The 19,393-nt window shown below is 33.0% G+C and carries 19 protein-coding genes; 5 read left to right on the top strand and 14 right to left on the bottom strand.

The genetic code is table 11. From position 1 onward, the window contains the following. Positions 1-209: 209 nt before the first annotated feature. A complete protein-coding gene (locus AC13CQ_RS13160) occupies positions 210-356 on the top strand; it encodes a hypothetical protein (protein WP_157136694.1) in 147 nt (48 codons plus the stop codon). Between the two features lie 387 nt (positions 357-743). Here AC13CQ_RS13160 and AC13CQ_RS13165 read toward each other — a convergent pair whose 3' ends face one another. The 14 genes from AC13CQ_RS13165 to AC13CQ_RS13230 all read right to left on the bottom strand — a co-directional run bounded on the left by AC13CQ_RS13165 (position 744) and on the right by AC13CQ_RS13230 (position 15,186). Then, the gene (locus AC13CQ_RS13165; protein ID WP_008615092.1) at positions 744-1,511 is read right to left on the bottom strand and encodes a porin family protein; all 768 of its coding nucleotides are present in this window, start codon (positions 1,509-1,511) and stop codon (positions 744-746) included. Positions 1,512-1,676: 165 nt separating this feature from the next. Then, positions 1,677-2,957 (bottom strand): argininosuccinate lyase, encoded by a 1,281-nt coding sequence (gene argH / locus AC13CQ_RS13170; RefSeq protein WP_008615091.1) that lies wholly within the window; start codon positions 2,955-2,957, stop codon positions 1,677-1,679. A 321-nt stretch (positions 2,958-3,278) separates the two neighbouring features. After that, entirely contained in the window at positions 3,279-4,340 is a 1,062-nt protein-coding gene (locus AC13CQ_RS13175; protein ID WP_008615090.1) for a M20 family metallo-hydrolase, read from the bottom strand. Positions 4,341-4,438: 98 nt separating this feature from the next. Then, the gene (locus AC13CQ_RS13180) at positions 4,439-4,789 is read right to left on the bottom strand and encodes a four helix bundle protein (RefSeq protein WP_008615088.1); all 351 of its coding nucleotides are present in this window, start codon (positions 4,787-4,789) and stop codon (positions 4,439-4,441) included. A gap of 435 nt (positions 4,790-5,224) precedes the next feature. Then, on the bottom strand, positions 5,225-5,998 hold the full coding sequence (gene argB, locus AC13CQ_RS13185) for an acetylglutamate kinase (protein ID WP_008615087.1): 774 nt from the start codon (positions 5,996-5,998) through the stop codon (positions 5,225-5,227). A gap of 170 nt (positions 5,999-6,168) precedes the next feature. Beyond that, complete coding sequence (locus AC13CQ_RS13190; RefSeq protein WP_008615086.1) at positions 6,169-7,107, bottom strand: N-acetylornithine carbamoyltransferase; 939 nt, start codon at positions 7,105-7,107, stop codon at positions 6,169-6,171. 46 nt (positions 7,108-7,153) lie between these two features. Beyond that, complete coding sequence (gene proB, locus AC13CQ_RS13195) at positions 7,154-7,930, bottom strand: glutamate 5-kinase (RefSeq protein ID WP_040879785.1); 777 nt, start codon at positions 7,928-7,930, stop codon at positions 7,154-7,156. A gap of 185 nt (positions 7,931-8,115) precedes the next feature. Continuing rightward, entirely contained in the window at positions 8,116-8,898 is a 783-nt protein-coding gene (gene proB / locus AC13CQ_RS13200) for a glutamate 5-kinase (RefSeq protein ID WP_008615084.1), read from the bottom strand. 91 nt (positions 8,899-8,989) lie between these two features. Continuing rightward, positions 8,990-10,186 carry a glutamate-5-semialdehyde dehydrogenase gene (locus AC13CQ_RS13205; RefSeq protein WP_008615083.1) on the bottom strand — a complete coding sequence of 399 codons (1,197 nt, stop codon included), beginning with the start codon at positions 10,184-10,186 and terminating at the stop codon, positions 8,990-8,992. Beyond that, on the bottom strand, positions 10,186-11,328 hold the full coding sequence (locus AC13CQ_RS13210) for an aspartate aminotransferase family protein (protein ID WP_008615082.1): 1,143 nt from the start codon (positions 11,326-11,328) through the stop codon (positions 10,186-10,188). Before AC13CQ_RS13210 ends, AC13CQ_RS13205 begins: the two co-directional genes overlap by 1 nt. Positions 11,329-11,441: 113 nt before the next feature. Next, on the bottom strand, positions 11,442-12,230 hold the full coding sequence (gene proC, locus AC13CQ_RS13215; protein WP_008615081.1) for a pyrroline-5-carboxylate reductase: 789 nt from the start codon (positions 12,228-12,230) through the stop codon (positions 11,442-11,444). 18 nt (positions 12,231-12,248) lie between these two features. Beyond that, positions 12,249-13,223: an N-acetyl-gamma-glutamyl-phosphate reductase gene (argC, locus tag AC13CQ_RS13220; RefSeq protein WP_008615080.1), complete on the bottom strand. Its 975-nt coding sequence runs from the start codon at positions 13,221-13,223 to the stop codon at positions 12,249-12,251. A gap of 112 nt (positions 13,224-13,335) precedes the next feature. After that, positions 13,336-14,517 (bottom strand): argininosuccinate synthase, encoded by a 1,182-nt coding sequence (gene argG / locus AC13CQ_RS13225; protein WP_008615075.1) that lies wholly within the window; start codon positions 14,515-14,517, stop codon positions 13,336-13,338. 39 nt (positions 14,518-14,556) lie between these two features. Then, entirely contained in the window at positions 14,557-15,186 is a 630-nt protein-coding gene (locus tag AC13CQ_RS13230) for a GNAT family N-acetyltransferase (RefSeq protein WP_008615073.1), read from the bottom strand. Positions 15,187-15,802: 616 nt separating this feature from the next. On the opposite strand from AC13CQ_RS13230, the gene pabB reads away from it, so the two are divergent. From pabB to AC13CQ_RS13250, 4 genes are all read left to right on the top strand, one after another. Beyond that, a complete protein-coding gene (gene pabB / locus AC13CQ_RS13235; RefSeq protein ID WP_008615071.1) occupies positions 15,803-17,098 on the top strand; it encodes an aminodeoxychorismate synthase component I in 1,296 nt (431 codons plus the stop codon). A gap of 70 nt (positions 17,099-17,168) precedes the next feature. Then, on the top strand, positions 17,169-18,131 hold the full coding sequence (locus tag AC13CQ_RS13240; RefSeq protein ID WP_008615070.1) for a glycoside hydrolase family 43 protein: 963 nt from the start codon (positions 17,169-17,171) through the stop codon (positions 18,129-18,131). A 74-nt stretch (positions 18,132-18,205) separates the two neighbouring features. Next, positions 18,206-19,051 carry an alpha/beta hydrolase gene (locus AC13CQ_RS13245; RefSeq protein WP_008615069.1) on the top strand — a complete coding sequence of 282 codons (846 nt, stop codon included), beginning with the start codon at positions 18,206-18,208 and terminating at the stop codon, positions 19,049-19,051. A 73-nt stretch (positions 19,052-19,124) separates the two neighbouring features. Continuing rightward, positions 19,125-19,367, top strand: coding sequence for a hypothetical protein (locus AC13CQ_RS13250; protein ID WP_050989704.1), 243 nt, complete (start codon positions 19,125-19,127; stop codon positions 19,365-19,367). Positions 19,368-19,393 lie beyond the last annotated feature (26 nt).

Below are 19,393 nucleotides of genomic sequence, written 5' to 3' on the forward strand. Positions count from 1 at the left end.
AAGGCATAGTGAAATAGGAAAAGTGACACCTAATCAAATTTATAATACAAAAAGAATAAAGACATAAATATTTAGTTATATATTTAATTTTTCTTTCAGATGGGGAGTAGTGTATTGACAAAGAAATTTATTCTGTTAAGGGTGATTTATTTTTGATAAGTTATTCTTTTGGTGCCTCAATGCTTTTAAAATATCTATCAGAAAACGGAATGCGTAAAAACGTTGATGGATTATTCCTTATCGCTCCACCGTATTGGGGTGGTGATGAAGTTTGGAAACAGGGAATTAAACTAAATGAGAATTTTGCAGATAGAATACCAAAGGATTTAAATATTGTTTTAGATGGTATTTATTGAATAGTATTAACTGTTTTTTCGCATCATATTTTTCCATTCTTTTCTAGTGCAAAGTTTAAATAAAATTTATACTAAGTTGTTTAAAGAGGATGAAGCTATTTTGACACATTGATATTAAACTTAATTACTATTGGTTAAAAAATGGTTTTTTTTATTTCTCTTTTTATTCTTTCTTTATAGTGTTTTATAACAAACTGAAATGCAAATATTTAAATCTTTTGGGGTGAACCCAACGATTCCAAATGATTCCCTTTTTTCAAATATAAATCAAGCTATAGATTATAAAACAAAATACCAAGCTACATGTATGTAGTGTCATTGCCGAAGCAAAACTATAAAAGGGACTTTTTGATGAAGCTTTAAAATGGTTTATTATCTTCTAACGCATCAAGGTTTTGGCTGCGTATTTAGGTTTTTCTGAGCCAATTCATCAGTAAGAAAAGGTAAGCTTATATTGAAAGATAAATAATGATTCCTATTTGTTCCTTCAATAAAAGAATCTTTAAAAACATCTGTAAAACCTTGGTTGTAACGTAAACTTACATACAAACCTTTCCCGTTTCTCTTATATTGTAAATAGTAACTCAAATTAGCTATTAATCCGTAATCAATATTATTTACTCGGATTCCTACGGCTCGTTCAAATTCTCCAATTTCAGAGCTAAATGTAGCATCTACATTTTGTTTAAACGATACTTGAGGAGCTAAACCAATTCTAAATTTAGAATTAGGGATTTTGTAATTTATAAAAATAGGAATTTGAATATAGTTGAGCTCTATAGTTGTTGGAACATTATTGTATAGTTCATTTAAATGGGCATCTGGACTTTCTAAAGAAAAATTCTTAATATCAAAACTCCTTTTAGCCAAAAAATAGGCGGTTGGACTCACCGACCAAGAATCGTTAATTTTAATATTTCCTGCAATCCCAAAATTGAATCCTAAATTAGGCTTATTCCCTTCTATATTACTATAGTTTGTTAATGGAACACCTATTTCCATACTTAAATTAAATTTTTCTGAAGCTACTTTATCTCCAAATATAGCTGCTATAATAGCCGCTTGAGAATAAGTTAACAGAGGGAAAAGCATTAAAAAACTAAAAACAATAGTTGTTAAAAATATCGATTGAGAATTTTTAATATTTTTTTTCATACGAACTTTTTTAGAATGATAAATCAACTACTTCGGGGGAGTCCATGAGGGATGTTAATCAAATAAATATAACTCATATTGACGCAGACCCCTTGAACAAATATGGTATAAGCTTTTTGAGAATCAGACCTCTATGAGAAATTAAAGATACTAATATTCAGATTACTAAAACAGCTTTTCCATTTTCGCTTTAATTTCATCTAGGCATAAATTCCCTAAACTGCCTTTGTGACTATGAGAAATATCTTTTTTTGGAGTGAATTCCCCTCGCTGTATTTCTTCTCCCATTTGCTTATAAGCATCTCTAAATGGCATCCCATTTAACACCAAATCATTTAAAGTGTCTACACTAAAAAGGTAATCGTACTTTTTATCATCTAAAATATTTTCTTTTACTATGATGTTTTTAATAGAAAATGTAAGCATTTCTAAACACGATTTTAATTCTTGAATGGCAGGAACTATAATCTCTTTAGTTAGCTGTAAATCTCTATGGTAACCACTTGGTAAATTGGTAGTAAGCATAGCTAGTTGGTTAGGAACTGCTTGTATTTTGTTACATTTTCCTCGAATAAGCTCAAAAACATCTGGGTTTTTTTTATGCGGCATAATGCTTGAACCTGTAGTTAGCTCATCTGGAAAGGTTATGAAATCGAAATTCTGACTCATATACAAACAAATATCCATAGACATTTTAGAAAGTGTGGCAGCAATGCTACTCAATCCAAAGGCAGTACTTTTTTCAGATTTCCCACGACTCATTTGCGCAGCTACAACATTATATTTTAGTGTTTCAAAAGCTAATTCTTTGGTAGTAAAATCCCGATCAATAGGGAAGGAGCTCCCATAGCCAGCAGCACTTCCAAGTGGGTTTTGATCTACAATTTTATGTGCGGCATCAATAAAATATAAATCGTCTATCAAGCTTTCCGCATAAGCAGAAAACCATAATCCAAAGGAAGAAGGCATGGCAATTTGTAGGTGTGTGTACCCTGGTAATAAGGTTTTTTTATGTGTCTCTGCCAGATCCATTAAAACATCAAAGAGCTCTTTAGTATTATTCTTTATTTGTTCTAATTCGGCTTTTAAATATAAATTAACTGCCACTAAAACTTGATCGTTTCTAGAACGTGCTGTATGAATTCGTTTTCCTGTATCTCCTAATTTTTCAGTTAAAAGGAACTCTATTTTTGAATGTGCATCTTCAAAATTATCGTCGATTGAAAAAGTACCATTTTTAACGGTTTCTCCTATGTTTTCTAACTCTTTTACTAAGTTAATAGCTTCTTTTTCAGTAATTAAACCAATTTTATGCAGCATTTTTGCATGTGCTATAGATGCTAACACATCATACTTGGCAATAACTAAGTCGAGTTCTCTGTCTGAACCAACTGTGAAAATATCTATTTTTTTATCTGTAGAAAAACCTTTGTCCCAAAGTTTCATGGTCTATATTTTATTGTTTTTATTTCTTTTAAATCCCTCATTGAGGGTTTTATTCCCCAGAGCCTATCCTGAGTTTACTGAATTGCTTTACGTTGAAATGGATTAAATTATTTTCCTTTAACTACCTCGTAGGCTTGCCTAGAGGTAGTTGATTGACGAAAGCAAAGATACTTTTTTTTGAGTTAGAAGTTTTATAACAGTTATTATAAGCATTAATTTTTATTTACTGATAGCAAACATTTTTCGGCTACAAATTAACTGTTGAATATATAAATCATTCCTTTTATCTCTCAATCTCTCAATCTCTCAATCTCTCTCAACTTACAATACCTTTTCTAATAATTTAATATATAAATCGATGCCTTCTTCTATTTCATTTACATAAATAAATTCATTAGCCGAGTGCGAACGAGTGGAATCTCCTGGTCCTAGTTTTAACGAGGCGCAACTCAAAGTAGCTTGGTCGGAAAGGGTAGGAGAGCCGTAAGTTTCTCTTCCTAATTCAATTCCAGCTTTTACCAACGCATGTTCTTTTGGTATTGCAGATGAATTTAATCGTAATGAGCGAGGGGTTACTTGGCATGGAGCTAATTCTTTTAAAGTATTGTAAACCTCTTCATTACTATATTTATCGTTTACACGTACATCAATAACCAATTTTACTTCCGCAGGAACCACATTATGTTGGTTTCCAGCTTCAATTTGGGTAACTGTCATTTTAACCGGACCTAAAACTTCCGAGATCCTTTCAAATTTGTAATCCTTAAACCATTGTAAAACATTTATGGTTTTGTATATGGCATTATCATCGTTTGGATGTGCTGCATGACTAGGAGTTCCTTTTACCAAACCATCAAAAACTACCAGTCCTTTTTCGGCAATTGCAAGATTCATCAATGTAGGTTCTCCTACAATAGCAACTTCAATTTCTGGTAAACTTTTTAATACTGAATTAAGTCCTTTTGGCCCTGAACTCTCTTCTTCAGCAGAAGCTACAATAACAATATTATAATTTAAATTTTTCTGCTGATAGAAGTATGTAAATGTGGCAATTAAGGATACCAAACATCCACCAGCGTCGTTGCTCCCGAGTCCATACAATTTTCCGTCTTCAATATGAGCATCAAAAGGATCTTTGGTGTAAGCGGTATTCGGCTTTACGGTATCGTGATGCGAATTTAATAGCAGTAATGGCTTTCCTTCTGTATAATCTTGATTAAAAGCCCAAATGTTATTGTTTTCTCTTTTAAAAGGAATGTTGTATCTCTGAAACCATTTTTCTATAAGCGCAGCAGTTTGCTCTTCTTCTGAAGAAAAAGATTGCGTTCTAATTAGCGATTTCAAAAGGTCTATGGCTTCTTGTGTAAGTTGCTGTATGGTCATTGTTTAAGTTTGAAAGTTACATTTGTTTTTTTAAGTTCAAAGGCTCAAAGGCTCAAAGGCTCAAAGGCTCAGAGGTTCAAAGGGGCAAAGGGGCAAAGTTATTTTAGCTTTCTTATTAGCGAGGATAACATTTTTTCAATTTCTCTTGAATCTTCAAATAGATTATTAAATTTTTCTTTAGTATAAAATTTTAAGTTGTAAGCAATTTCTATTTGTGTTTGATACTCAAATAAAGAACTTATAGCAATGTACAGAAAACGAACATATTCTTTTTTACTATCTCTTCCGTAGCCTTCGGCTATGTTTGATGGCACAGAAACAATAGATCTTTTGAGTTGTGATGTTAAACTAAATACTTCTTCTTTAGGGAAGTCAGTGAAAATTTTATAACTTTTGGTTACTAATTCCATTGATTTCTGCCATACAATTAACTCTCTATATGTTTTCATTTCTCACCAGATTTAATACATTTACTTTACCACTTTACCACTTTACCACTTTACCACTTTGCCACTTTGCCACTTTGCCACTTTGTTCTTAAGTTTTAAAGTTAAAAGTTACATTGTTACGAGATTATGTTGTTACAAAGGTCAAAATAACTGCTAACTGAGCTCTGTTAACTGAACACTACGCTCTATATGTTTTCATTTCTCATCAGATTTAATACATTTACTTTGCCACTTTGCCACTTTGCCACTTTGCCACTTTGCCACTTTGTTCTTAAGTTTTAAAGTTAAAAGTTACGTTGTTACGAGATTATGTTGTTACAAAGGTCAAAATAACTGCTAACTGAGCTCTGTTAACTGAACACTACGTTCTATATGTTTTTATTTCTCATCAGATTTAATACATTTACTTTGCCTCTTTGCCTCTTTGCCTCTTTGCTACAATGTTATTGTTGTCCTTAATTGATTTTCTTCAGAAAGCATATCTATACTTCCTATAAATACTTTTGATACATTTCTTTCTAATGCATTAAAGCAATTCTGCATTTTAGGAAGCATTCCATCTGCTATAATATTTTCTTTAATTAAGGCTTGATAGATTTCTGTATTGATATCTGTTATTACAGAATCTTCGTCTTCTATGGTACGTAAAACACCTTTTTTTTCAAAGCAATAGTAGAGTTCTACTTCAAAATTTTTAGCTAAGGCAATTGCAATTTCAGAAGCAATAGTATCGGCATTGGTGTTAAATAATTGTCCGTTTCCATCGTGAGAAATAGCACAACAAACTGGCGTTATATTATTGTTTAAGAGTAACGAAAACATTTCGGAATTAACGGCTGTAACATCCCCCACAAAACCAAAATCGTGAGTTTTTACAGGCCTTTTTACCGATTTGATGCTATTTAGGTCTGCACCAGACAATCCTAAAGCGTTGCAATTAAGAGATTGTAAGTTGGCAACAATAGTTTTATTTACGAGTCCGCCATAAACCATGGTAATTACATCCAATGTCTCGCGGTTTGTAATTCTTCTTCCATCTACCATTTGTGTAGCGATTCCTAATTTTTCTGAAACCTGTGTAGCTAGTTTCCCACCACCATGAACAAGAATTTTTGCACCTTCCAGTCTAGCAAAATTCTGCAATACTTTTTTTAATACAGATTCATCTTCTATTAAATTACCGCCTATTTTTATGATTGATACTTTCATTTTATATTTTTTAAGGTTCAGAGGTTCAGAGGTTCAAAATTATTTTAGTATTTTGATGATTGCTCCAGAATTGTTTCTCCTAACGTTTTTATTTCTCACCAGATTTAATACATTTACTTTGCCACTTTGCCACTTTGCCACTTTGCCACTTTGCCACTTTGCCACTTCCTTTATCTATTCTCCAAAATCTCTTTTAGAACAGCTTGAGCTGCATAGGTTCTGTTATTTGCTTGCTGAATTACTAAAGACTGATTGCTGTCCAGCACTTCATCTGCAACAATAACATTACGTCTTACTGGTAAACAATGCATAAATTTAGCAGTCTGAAGTTTACTTTTTGTTACCATCCAGTTTTCATCTGTGCTTTTTATTTGTCCGTAGTCATTATAACTACTCCAATTTTTTGCATACACAAAATCGGCTCCCTTTAAAGCTTCTTCTTGATTGTATATAATTGGGGTGTTTTTAGTAATTTCTGGATTTAATTCATAACCCTTAGGATGTGTTATTACAAAATCCACAGCTATCATTTGCATCATTTTAGCAAAAGAATTTGGAACGGCATGTGGTAAAGCACGTGGATGCGGTGCCCATGTTAATACTACTTTTGGGCGATTTTTTTGTTTAAATTCAGTAATAGTAATAGCATCAGTTAGGGCTTGTAAAGGGTGTGCAGTTGCACTTTCCATGTTTACAACTGGAACAGAGGCATATTTCTGAAAACTTTTAATAATTTGTTCCTCTTCATCCTTTTTCTTGTCTGTTAACGAAGGAAAAGCACGAAGCGCGATAATATCTACATATTGAGAAATTACAGCAGCAGCTTCTTTTATATGTTCTGCGGTGTTAGCATTCATTACGCTTCCATCTTCAAACTCTAATCCCCAGCCATCCGAGTTTAGATTCATAATCATTACGTCCATTCCTAAGTTTTGAGCCGCCTTTTGCGTACTTAATCGTGTACGTAAACTAGAATTAAAAAATAATAATCCTATACTTTTATTATTTCCTAATTCTTTATGAGCAAAAGGGTTTGTTTTTAAAGCTATTGCTTTTTCTATTAAGTTCGGTACGTTTTGAATGTCTTCTAAATCTAAAAACTGTTTCATTTGTTTTTTATTTTATTTTTCCTTTTTCAGAATAAAAGGAAGCAATTTATTTTGGTTTTATTGTAGTATATGGGATTAAATTATGAACAGCATTTGTAATAAAATTCTCTTTGAGTCCGTTTACAATCCATGTTTCAATTCCTGCTGAAGTTGCTATTTCCACAGCATCGACTTTAGATTTCATACCTCCAGTTCCGTGAGAAGATTTTCCATCTGCTACTTCATTTATTAAACTTTCAAAACCAATAACTTCTTTAATAGTTTGTGGCTTGTTTTCTAGCATCGATTTTTTGGTATAAATCCCATCGGTATTGGTAGCAATTATTAACAAATCTGCTGTTAATAATTCTGCTGTTAAGGCAGCAAGTTTATCGTTATCTCCAAATTTTATTTCATCGGTAGCTACTGTATCATTCTCATTGATAATTGGTATATAGTCATTTTCCAATAAAATATTTATAGTGTTTACAATATTTTCTTTGGAAGTTTTACTCTTGAAATCTGAATAGGAGAGGAGGCATTGGGAAATTAACAGTCCAAGCTCTCTAAAATTCTCCTGATAAATACGCATGAGATGCAATTGCCCTATAGAAGCTAAGGCTTGCTTTACGTAGATTTCTTTTCCATTACTCTCTAAATTTACAAATTGTTTGGCTGCTGCAATAGCGCCAGAGCTTACAATAATAAACTCATAGGTGTCTTTTAAAACAGCAATTTGACGAGCAATATCTTCAATTTTTCCACGAGAAATATGGTTGGTCTCTCGAGTTAAGGTATTGGAACCTATTTTAAGAACAATTCTTTTTTTGGTTGTTTCTTTCATTTTTAGTTGGAAAAATGACATAAAAAACGCCCGAAAGTTTTGCTTTCATATTTAAAAATATGCTAATATTTACTTTACAGGCGTTATTTACTTATACTTATATTTTATCCATTTCGGCGTAGAACCCTTCAGAAAATTCAGGACAGGCTCTGGGAAATAAAACCCTCAATGAGGGATTTAAAATATCATTCAATTTTAGTATAAGGAGTGTTGTCGTTAATAGTATTTAAGATGAAATTATCTTCTAAACCATTTACAATCCATGTTTCTATATTTGCTTTGTTGGCAATTTCCAAAGCAATTACTTTTGAGCTCATCCCTCCAGTACCATGAGAAGACTTAGTATCGTCCATCACCTCTTTTTTAAGGTCGGAGAAATTATCTACTTCTTCAATAGTTTCTGGAGAGCCTTCTGCAAAAGACTCCTTTGTATAAATACCATTGGTATTTGTTGCAATAATCAATAAATCTACCTTCAATAAAGCAGCAGTCAAAGCTGCTAATTTATCATTGTCTCCAAATTGAATTTCATCGGTAGCTACCGTATCATTTTCATTAATAATTGGAATGTATCCATTATCAACTAAAATATTAATGGTGTTTACAATGTTCTCTTTAGAAACATCTTTTTCAAAATCAGAATAAGAAAGAAGGCATTGTGAAGCCAATAATCCTAATTCTCTAAAACTTTCTTGAAAAATACGGATTAAGTGAGGCTGACCAATAGAGGTCAAGGCTTGTTTCACGTTAATATCTTCGCTATAAGTGCTTTCTAAGTTTACAAACTGCTTAGCAACCACTTTAGCACCAGAACTTACAATTACAAACTCGTAATCGTCTTGAAGTGCTGCGATTTGGCGACCAATATCTTCTAATTTACCTCTAGATATTTGGTCAGATTCTTTTGTAAGCGTATTAGATCCTATTTTTAAAAGAATTCTTTTCTTCTTTTTTTCGGGCTTACTCATTTTTTTGTTTTTAGTTATGTTATAAATGTAAATGCTCACCTATTGAGCGTTATTACAATTCGGTTATTTATTGAAATTATTCTGAATTATATTATCTTATTTGTCCGTCACCGTGGATATACCATTTATTGGTAACCAAATGCTCAAGGCCAATTGGACCACGCTGATGTAACTTATCTGTACTAATTGCCAACTCTCCACCAAGACCTAATTGAGATCCATCGGTAAATCTAGTTGAAGCATTATGGTATACAGCTGCTGTATCTACAGTAGCCATAAACTCTTCTGCAACACCATTGTCTTTGGTAATGATTGAAGCAGAATGCCCACCAGAATATTTATTTATTTTGGCAATAGCATTTTCTTCAGAATTGATAACTCCAATTACGATTTTATAATCCAAGAATTCTTCATACCATATGGCGTCATCTGTTATAACGGTAACATTTTCCATATCCGAGAGTTCTTGATCTACATGAACATCAACTTTAAATTCTGCTAATTTATTAAGAAGTGTTTTTACAAACTCTTTATAATTAGGCAGGTTGGTATCTATTAATACTTTGTCTAAAGCATTACATGCAGAAATCTTAGCAGTTTTAGCATTAATAATTACTTTTAACGCTAAATCTAGGTCTGCATCTTTATGAACATAAACAAAGTTATTTCCTCTCCCACTAACAATAACAGGACAGTTTGCGTTTTCTTTTACAAACTGAATTAAACGTTCTCCTCCTCTTGGGACAATAAGGTCTATCTGTTGTGTTGGGTTTTCAAGGAACGCTTGTGTTTCCTGACGGTTGAACTGTAAATATTCAACCCACACAGTAGAAACACCATGTTTCTTCATGGCTCTATGCCATAAATCTACGATTAAAAGATTTGAATTTAAAGATTCTTTTCCTCCTTTTAATAATATCTTGTTACCCGATTTAAAAGCAATTCCAGCTGCTTCTACTGTTACATCAGGTCTAGATTCATAAATAATCATGATAGTACCGAAAGGAGCTGTTTTGTTGTAAACATCCATTCCGTTATCATGCTTGAAATGGAAACGCTCTTTTCCTAAAGGATCAGCTTGCGATGCCAATTCTTCTAAAGATGCTATCATCCCATCAATTTTGGCATCATCAACTTTTAGTCGGTCTTCCATAGCGAGATCATCGCCATTGTAGCCGTCTAGGTCTTTCTTGTTTTGTTTTATGATAGCCTCTTTTTCCTCTCGGATAAGATCTGCCATCGTTAATAATACATTATTTCTTTCGGAAATTGTTAGTATTTTATTCATTACAAGTTTTGATTTTTTAAAACATCAGACAACGAATTTAAAAAAGTGTCTATATGATGTTTTCCAATCGTTAATGGCGGTAAAATTCTTAATAAGTTCTTATTTGACGAGCCGCCTGTAAATATTTTTTTCTCGTAAATAAGCTCTTTTCTTATTTCTGATACATTTTGTTCAAACTCCATACCAAGCATCAATCCTCTACCTTTAAGTTTTTGTAAACTCTTGATTTTCTTGGCTTTTTCAATAAAATAAGCAGAAATTTCGTTCACATTATCAATCAATTTTTCATTTTCGATAACCTCTAGAACTGCAAGGGCAGCGGCACATGCCAAATGATTGCCCCCAAAGGTGGTGCCCAGCATTCCATACTTAGCTTCAAATCTAGGATGGATTAATACGCCTCCAATTGGAAATCCATTTCCCATACCTTTAGCAACTGTTATTATGTCAGGTTCTATGTCATGATGTTGGAAAGCGAAGAATTTTCCGCTTCTTCCATATCCAGATTGAATTTCATCTAAAATCAAAACAACATTATATTTTTTACATAATTGTTGAACGCCTTGAAGAAATTCTGTGGTAGGTTCGTCTAAACCTCCAACACCTTGAATAGGCTCTATAATAACCGCACAAACGTCACCGAACGCTAATTCATAATCTAAAGAGTGAAGTTGGTTAAAAGGAAGGAATGTTGTGACGCTGTGCTGATTATTAATTGGAGCATTGATAGCTCCATTGTCTGTAGCTGCTACTGCAGCAGATGTTCTTCCATGAAATGCATTTTTAAAAGCTATAACCCGCTTTTTATTGGTGTGAAAAGAGGCTAATTTTAATGCATTTTCATTGGCTTCTGCTCCAGAATTACAAAGAAATAAATTGTATTCCTCGCAATTAGAAAGCCTTCCTAACTTTTCTGCCAATTCCACTTGAAGTGGATTTTGAATGGCGTTGGAGTAGAAGCCAAGTTTGTTTACTTGTTCGGTAATTCGTTCTACATAAGTAGGATGCGCATGACCAATTGAAATAACAGCATGACCTCCGTAAAGATCTAAATATTTTTGCCCTTTTTCATCGTAAACGTAAACGCCTTCTCCTTTCTCAGGAGTAACGTTGTATAATGGATAAACATCAAACAGTTTCATTTATTGTATTGAAAGTTTGTATTTTTTGTAAAACTGATAGTATATAACGTTGTTCTTAAGTAATGTTATAAAATTTGTTAATGAACTCGTTTTAACTTTCAGTTATACAAAGGTTAATTAATATCACTAATTCTTTTGTAAGCTGCCATAATACCTTTTATTACTGCAGAACTTAATCCGTTATGCTCCATGGCATTTAATCCTTCAATAGTACAACCCATTGGTGTAGTTACATTATCTACTTCAACTTCGGCATGTGTACCATCTTCAATTAATGCTGCTGCACCAATAGCTACTTGTGCTGAAATTTCTTGCGCTTCGTGAGGGTGGAATCCCATTTGTACACCTCCTTGTGTTAATGCACGTAAGAAACGTAAGAAAAAAGCAGTACTACTAGCTCCAAGTACAGTTGCAGCTTGCATTAAACGCTCTTCAATTATCATTGTTTTACCAATGGTTCCAAACATTTTTTCTACAAAATGTACATCTTCATGCTCTATGTTATCAGCACAGATAAACGACATAGATTGTAGTTTTACTGCAGCAGTATTTGGCATAGCTCTAATCACTTTATTGTTTGGAACAATTTCATTGATTTCGCTAATAGAAACTCCTGTAACGGTTGAAATTAAAATTTGATCATCTGTAATGTGATTTTTAATTTCATTAAGAACAATTTTAAGAATTCTAGGCTGAATACAAAGTATTACCCATTTAGACTCTTTTACTGCTTTAATATTGTCGGACGTAACAGATACGCCAGCTTGTTTTTTAATAATTTCCAGATTCTCATCTGATTTGTCTGCTACTAAGATGTTCTTTGAATCAAATAAATCGCTGGATGCAATTCCGGTAATGATTGATTTTCCTAGATTTCCTGATCCAATAACGGTAACTTTCATTTGTTTTGTTTTTAGTTTTTAGAAATAACTTCCTTTTAAATTTAGTCCGTCACTTTCATTAAAACCGAAAAGTAAGTTCATGTTTTGTACTGCCTGTCCAGAGGCGCCTTTTATTAAATTATCTATGACACTAGTGATTAGCAGCACGTCTTCGTGCTTATGAAGATGTATAAAACAATTGTTAGTATTAATAACCTGTTTTAAGTGAACTTCCTTTTCCGATAAATGTGTGAACGGATCTATAACATAAAAATCCTCGTATAAATTCCAAGTTTCTTCCAAACTATTTTCAAATTTAAGGTAAGATGTTACAAAAATCCCTTTTGTAAAATTCCCACGTTGTGGTAACATAAAAATATTTGGTTGGTTGTCTTGGAGACTCACAATGCTTTGATTGATCTCTCCTAAATGTTGGTGTGTAAAAGGTTTGTACCAAGATATGTTGTTGTTTCTCCAACTAAAATGTGAGGTTGCAGAAGGAGATACTCCAGCTCCAGTACTCCCAGTAACAGCATTGATATGAATATCTTCTGTTAATAGGTTATTTTTTGCCAATGGGAGCAAAGCAAGCTGTATGGCTGTTGCAAAGCATCCAGGATTTGCTATATTGTTTGCATTCTTAATAGCTTCTTTTTGTAATTCTGGTAAGCCATAAACAAACTTTCTCCCATTGTAAGTTGCATCATTTTTCAGTCTAAAATCATTACTTAAATCAATAACCTTAGTGTTGTCTGAAAATGTATGCGTATCTAAAAAAGCTTTAGAATTTCCGTGACCAAGACATAAAAAGAGGACATCTACTTTTGGGTTGATAGTTCCTGTAAATTTTAAATCGGTTGCCCCCAATAGGTCTTCATGTGCATCGGTAACTGGTTTTTCAGCGCGAGTGGTGCTGTACACAAAGTCAATTTCTACTTGTGGGTGATTTATTAAAATTCGTATCAGTTCTCCTCCAGTATATCCCGAACCTCCTATAATTCCTGCTTTAATCATTTTTTTATTATTATGATGAGTTGTTTAGCTGTTGAAATGTTTAATTGCTGATCTGTCTAACTGTTTAGCTGTAAAACCCAAAAACCTTAACTTTTCAACCTTCAACTTTCAACTACTTATTATTTACTGCTTGATGAATTTTGGCTGCGTTAGCGTTAATTTTAATAAATCCTTTTGCTTCATCTGCACTCCAACCCTTGTTCATCTCTCCATAGCTTCCAAATTTGGCATTCATCAAATCGTGGTCAGATTTTATTCCGTCAACAAAAAATCTATATGGAAATAATGTTACCCAAACATCTCCAGTAACATTTTTTTGAGCATCGGTTAAAAAGGCTTCGATATTTCTCATTACTTCATCTAAATAATTCCCTTCATGAAGTAACATTCCGTACCAATTTGCCAAATAATCTTTATGTTGTTGTTGCCATTTAGTAAGCACGTGCTTTTCTAGGGTATGGTGAGCTTTGATAATAACCATAGGAGCAGCAGCTTCAAAACCTACTCTTCCTTTAATTCCAATAATAGTATCTCCTACGTGGATATCTCTACCTATTGCAAATGAGGAAGCAATTTTATCAAGCTTTTCAATTAGGTTGATGGCTTTGTCTTTCTTACCATCAATTGCTGTTAATTCTCCTTTGGTAAAACTTAATTTAATTTTTTGACTCCCCATGTTTTCTAACTGACTCGGGTAAGCTTCGTTAGGAAGTGATAGGTGAGAAGTAAGCGTTTCATCACCTCCAACACTGGTTCCCCAAAGTCCTTTATTTATGGAGTATTTGGCTTTTTCCCACTCCATATTTACGCCTTTAGATTTTAAGAAATCAATTTCTTCCTGTCTAGAAAGTTTATTATCTCTAATAGGAGTAATAATCTCTATTTCTGGAGCTAGAATTTGAAAAATCATATCAAAACGAACTTGGTCGTTCCCTGCACCTGTACTTCCGTGGGCAATATATTGTGCTTTATTTTCTTTAGCAAAATTTACAATTTCAATAGCTTGAACAATTCTTTCTGCACTAACAGAAAGCGGGTATGTATTGTTTTTTAGTACATTTCCGTAGATAAGATATTTTACAACCTTATCATAAAAAGTTTGTACGGCATCTAAAGAGGTATAACTACTAGCACCAAGCGCTAGAGCTTTCTGTTCTATGTTTTTAATTTCTTCTTTAGAGAATCCTCCTGTGTTAACACTTACAGCGTGTACTTCGTAACCATTTTCAGATAGATGTTTTGCGCAATACGAGGTGTCTAACCCTCCACTGTATGCTAATACTAATTTTTTCATTCTTTATTTTTATTTTCTTCGGTTGCTATTCCGTAGGTTTTATTTTTTATTATCTTTTTCTTTTTTAAGAAACAACGTCTGTTTAATACTTTTTAATCGGGTAAATACTTTAGAATCGTATTTATGTTTCTGTTTTTTCTGTTCTTTTTCAACAGGATCGTATAACATTCCAGTACATAAGCACATTTTCCCTTCGTTTCTAGTAAGAATATCGAAGTTTTTACATGTTTTACAGCCATTCCAAAAGCTAGGATCGTCTGTTAATTCTGAGAATGTTACGGGTTCATAACCAAGGTCGTAGTTAATTTTCATGACTGCCAAACCTGTAGTAATACCAAAGATTTTAGCATCTGGAAATTTAGTTCTACTATGTTCAAAAACTTTATTTTTAATTTTAGTAGCCAAACCTTGACCTCTAAAATCTGGATGAACAATTAGCCCTGAATTGGCTACAAATTTTCCATGGCCCCATGTTTCAATGTAGCAAAATCCAGCGAATTCATTACCTTCCAAAGCAATTACCGCATTACCATTCTGAATTTTGGTTGTTATATACTCAGGAGTACGTTTTGCAATACCAGTGCCACGCTGTCTAGCGGACTCATCAATGGTATCACAGATTGTCTGTGCATATGGTATGTGCGTATCGTTTGCAATAAGTATTTGCATTCAATTACTGAATTAAAAATTAATAATATTGAAAAATGATTTGTTTTTAAGAGGGGAGTTGGACACACCTAACTCCATAAAATCGTAACACCCTTACGGGCGACGACGAGGAAAGCGAACGTGGCGTACAGGAACCAATACATAAGAAGGAGTAGTTGTAGTAAACAACGCTCTTAAGATGGTTTGTATTTTTTTAATTACTTTTTGCATTTCGCAAGTATTCGTTCTTTTGCTTAGAATTATAATACAATATTATGAATAATAATTAGATTAAAAACCCTATAGTTTGTTAAATTTGTAACATTGAATTTATCTTGACTTTTTGTGTTTGAGCGATACATAGTGCTTTTATTCTTTAATCCCTCATAGAGGGTCTAATTCCCCAGAGCCTGTGCTGAGTTTACCGAAGGGCTCTGCGTCGAAATGAATTAAATTTGTTTCCTTTGAATACCTTGTGGGCTTGCCCCGAGGTAGTTGATTGAAGTATTTTTGAAAAAGCATAGCAGTGTTACGGTTTGATGAAAATACAAAATTAGAGGGTAAAATGACTATTTTGTGGGTAATAGAAAAAGTTAAGATAAGATGAATCTATTAAATAAAAAACTCCTATTTATATATGAATAGAACTATTAAACAATTTAATATACACGATATTGAACTGTTTAAAAGAAATCTTCTTTCTTGGGCTTCTTCTTTTGAGGAAGTGGTTTGGCTAGATAGCAACTTTTATAAACAAAATCACAGTAGTTATGAAGCTGTGTTGGCAGTAGAAGCTTTTACTTCCATTAAAACAGATTATCATGCTGCTTTTGAGGATTTAAAAGAATATCAATCGGTTACCGAGGATTGGATTTTTGGTTATCTTACGTATGATTTAAAGAATGACCTTGAAAACTTAGCCTCCAATAATTTTGATGGCTTGGAATTTCCCGATTTATATTTTTTTCAACCTAAACGTTTATTATTTCTGAAGGGAAATGTTTTAGAGTTTCATTATTTAGGGATGATTGACGATGAAATTGAAGAAGATTATCAGCAAATTCTTAAAAATACTTCAGCAGAAGAGATTTTAGAGGAAAAAAAAGACCTTCTTATTAAACATCGTATTCCAAAAGAAGAATACCTCGAAAAAGTAAAAACGATGCTTGCTCATATTCATCGAGGAGATATTTATGAAGCTAATTTTTGTCAGGAGTTTTATATTGAGAACACTGCCATAAACCCCATTAAAACATTTTATAATTTAAATGAAATTTCCAAACCTCCTTTTGCTACCTTTTTAAAACATGATGATAAATTCTTGCTCTCCGCATCTCCAGAGAGGTATATTAGAAAAGAAGGAACTCAAATTATATCGCAGCCTATAAAAGGAACTGCAAGAAGAGCAGAAAATAAAGAAGAAGACGCTTTATTAGTATCTTCTTTGGAAAACGACAGCAAAGAGCGTTCTGAAAATGTAATGATTGTAGATTTGGTGCGTAACGATTTATCTCGTGTTGCACTAAAAGGAAGTGTAACGGTAGAGGAATTATGTAAGGTTTATACCTTTATGCAAGTACATCAAATGATTTCTACCATTAAAGCTGAAGTTGCTCCTACAACGCATCCTGTAGATATTATAAAAGTTGCTTTCCCGATGGGAAGTATGACGGGAGCTCCTAAACTTTCTGCAATGAAGATTATTGAAAAATTAGAAGAAACTAAACGAGGATTGTACAGTGGAGCCGTTGGTTATTTTGCTCCAAATGGCGATTTCGACTTTAATGTAATTATTAGAAGTATTTTTTACAATTATAAAAAAAGATATGTATCTTTCTCCGCAGGAAGTGCTATAACAGCAAAGTCTAAGCCAGAACTTGAGTTTGAAGAATGCTTAGTTAAAGCTAAAGCAATGCGAAAAGCACTGGAATAATAAACAACTATTAACCAAGTATTTGTATTTATATGATTAAGTACAAGTAGCTAACTAAATCGTTTTACTAATGAAAAAAATACTTTTTTCTTTATTCACTATGGTAACAATCACCTTAACCGCCCAAAATAACAATCCAGTATTTCCTGGTTGGTATGCCGATCCAGAAGGAATTATTTTTAATGATGAATATTGGATTTTTCCTACATACTCAGCACTTTATGAGGACCAAGTGTTTTTTGATGCATTTTCTTCTCCCGATTTGGTAAATTGGACAAAACACGAAAAAGTTTTAGATACAAGTGCTGTAAAATGGGCAAAAAAAGCTGTTTGGGCACCATCTATAATAGAAAAGGATAACAAATACTTTCTCTTCTTTGGGGCTAACGATATTCAGAATGATGATGAAGAAGGTGGAATAGGGGTTGCAGTTGCAGATAAGCCTGAAGGTCCTTATAAAGATTTATTAGGAAAACCATTAATAGGAAAATTCCATAATGGAGCGCAGCCAATAGATCAATTTGTTTTTCATGATAAAGACGATCAATATTATTTAATCTATGGAGGTTGGAAGCATTGTAATATAGCTAAATTAAATGATGATTTTACTGGTTTTGTGCCTTATGAAGACGGGACTATTTTTAAAGAAATAACTCCAGAGGGGTATGTAGAAGGCCCTTTTATGTTTATTAAAGATGGGAAATATTATTTTATGTGGTCTGAAGGAGGATGGACTGGTCCAGATTATAGTGTAGCCTATGCTATTGCAGATTCTCCAATGGGACCTTTTAAAAGACTGGATAAAATTCTTGAGCAAGATCCTGAAATTGCTAACGGAGCAGGGCATCATTCTGTAATAAAAGTTCCGAATGAAGACACTTATTATATTGTTTATCACAGACGCCCGATGTCTGAAAAAGGAAGAGATTCTCGAGAAACTTGTATTGAAGTTATGGAGTTTGATAAAAACGGACATATTCTTCCTGTGAAGATTACAAATGAAGGAGTAAAAGCACATCCTTTGAAAAAATAATACTCACAATAATAGCGTATTTCATTACAATTTACGATTTTAGGGGGTAACTAACCATTACCCCTTAATCTTTTATGCAACATCAAGGTTTCGACTTTTATTGTCACAATAAGCGTTTGTTTGGTCAATATTGGCACGGAGAACAAACCAAAGCTGTGGTTATTTTAGTTCATGGAATGGGCGAACATAGCGGTAGGTATACTGGCTCTGTTATTCCGGAATTAGTACATGCTGGATATGTAGTTTATAGTTTTGACCATTTTGGTCATGGACATTCCGAAGGAAAGAGAGGGCATTGCCCAAGTTATAAAGCAGTTCTAGATACTATCGATGCAGTTTCTGAGCACAAAGAAGAAAACTTTTCTAGTCTTCCTACTTTTTTATATGGACATAGTATGGGAGGGAATGTAGTTTTAAATTATGCAATGAAACGGAAGCATGAAATTCAAGGCGTAATAACTACAAGTCCTTTTTTACGCATGGCTTTCGATCCACCTTCATGGAAATTAAGTGCTGGGAAGTTATTTTATTACATTTTACCTTTTATAACATTACCCAGTGGTATTGAGTCTAAGTATATTTCTAGAGACGAAAGGGAGGTAGAAAAATATAATGACGATCCATTAGTTCACAATCGTATAAGTCCAAATTTTTCAATACCGTTTATAAAAAGGGGAGAATGGGTGCTTAATAATCCTAAAGAATTAGCAGTGCCCTTGCTATTATTACATGGAACAGGAGATTATATTACGAGTCACTGGGCAAGTAAAGCCTTTGCTAAACAATCCGATTTTATTACTTTAAAACTATACAAAGGAGGCTACCACGAGCTTCACAACGATTTAGACAGAGAAGATGTTTTTGCTACAATTGTTAATTGGCTAGATGGGCAATTGATATATACTTCGGTTAAAGAATAGCGATTTAAACCTGTATTAAATACGCTGTAATGTAGAATTTATAGGAAGGACAAATGTTGATTATCTTAATTTGATGAAATTAATAAGAGTTCCTGTTTTATCCATTTGTGCAGAGGGAGATAATTTTATTGCTTCTCAAAAAGGCTGTGAGAAATTTTTTAATGAGTTTAATAATAAAAAAAACAAATTTATTATTTGTTCAAAATCAAGTGGATTTAAAGAAAATTATAATCATAGCAGTATCTTCTTGTCAAGAAATGCTGCAGAAGAAGTATGGCCAATTGCTTCAAAATGGATAGAACAAAATAAAAAATAGATATCTCAAGAAATTATTTAAAAATC

This window comes from Galbibacter sp. L-19, assembly GCF_056857615.1.

Bases quoted from the DNA above. Each gene is read 5' to 3' on its own strand.
- AC13CQ_RS13230 (WP_008615073.1), bottom strand. From the start codon at position 15,186: ATGCAAATACTTATTGCAAACGATACGCACATACCATATGCACAGACA.
- AC13CQ_RS13250 (WP_050989704.1), top strand. From the start codon at position 19,125: ATGAAATTAATAAGAGTTCCTGTTTTATCCATTTGTGCAGAGGGAGAT.
- pabB (WP_008615071.1), top strand. From the start codon at position 15,803: ATGAATAGAACTATTAAACAATTTAATATACACGATATTGAACTGTTT.
- AC13CQ_RS13245 (WP_008615069.1), top strand. From the start codon at position 18,206: ATGCAACATCAAGGTTTCGACTTTTATTGTCACAATAAGCGTTTGTTT.
- AC13CQ_RS13160 (WP_157136694.1), top strand. From the start codon at position 210: ATGCGTAAAAACGTTGATGGATTATTCCTTATCGCTCCACCGTATTGG.
- proB (WP_008615084.1), bottom strand. From the start codon at position 8,898: ATGAGTAAGCCCGAAAAAAAGAAGAAAAGAATTCTTTTAAAAATAGGA.
- AC13CQ_RS13210 (WP_008615082.1), bottom strand. From the start codon at position 11,328: ATGAAACTGTTTGATGTTTATCCATTATACAACGTTACTCCTGAGAAA.
- proC (WP_008615081.1), bottom strand. From the start codon at position 12,230: ATGAAAGTTACCGTTATTGGATCAGGAAATCTAGGAAAATCAATCATT.
- argC (WP_008615080.1), bottom strand. From the start codon at position 13,223: ATGATTAAAGCAGGAATTATAGGAGGTTCGGGATATACTGGAGGAGAA.
- AC13CQ_RS13175 (WP_008615090.1), bottom strand. From the start codon at position 4,340: ATGACCATACAGCAACTTACACAAGAAGCCATAGACCTTTTGAAATCG.
- argG (WP_008615075.1), bottom strand. From the start codon at position 14,517: ATGAAAAAATTAGTATTAGCATACAGTGGAGGGTTAGACACCTCGTAT.
- argB (WP_008615087.1), bottom strand. From the start codon at position 5,998: ATGAAAGTATCAATCATAAAAATAGGCGGTAATTTAATAGAAGATGAA.
- AC13CQ_RS13240 (WP_008615070.1), top strand. From the start codon at position 17,169: ATGAAAAAAATACTTTTTTCTTTATTCACTATGGTAACAATCACCTTA.
- AC13CQ_RS13205 (WP_008615083.1), bottom strand. From the start codon at position 10,186: ATGAATAAAATACTAACAATTTCCGAAAGAAATAATGTATTATTAACG.
- AC13CQ_RS13190 (WP_008615086.1), bottom strand. From the start codon at position 7,107: ATGAAACAGTTTTTAGATTTAGAAGACATTCAAAACGTACCGAACTTA.
- argH (WP_008615091.1), bottom strand. From the start codon at position 2,957: ATGAAACTTTGGGACAAAGGTTTTTCTACAGATAAAAAAATAGATATT.
- proB (WP_040879785.1), bottom strand. From the start codon at position 7,930: ATGAAAGAAACAACCAAAAAAAGAATTGTTCTTAAAATAGGTTCCAAT.
- AC13CQ_RS13165 (WP_008615092.1), bottom strand. From the start codon at position 1,511: ATGAAAAAAAATATTAAAAATTCTCAATCGATATTTTTAACAACTATT.
- AC13CQ_RS13180 (WP_008615088.1), bottom strand. From the start codon at position 4,789: ATGAAAACATATAGAGAGTTAATTGTATGGCAGAAATCAATGGAATTA.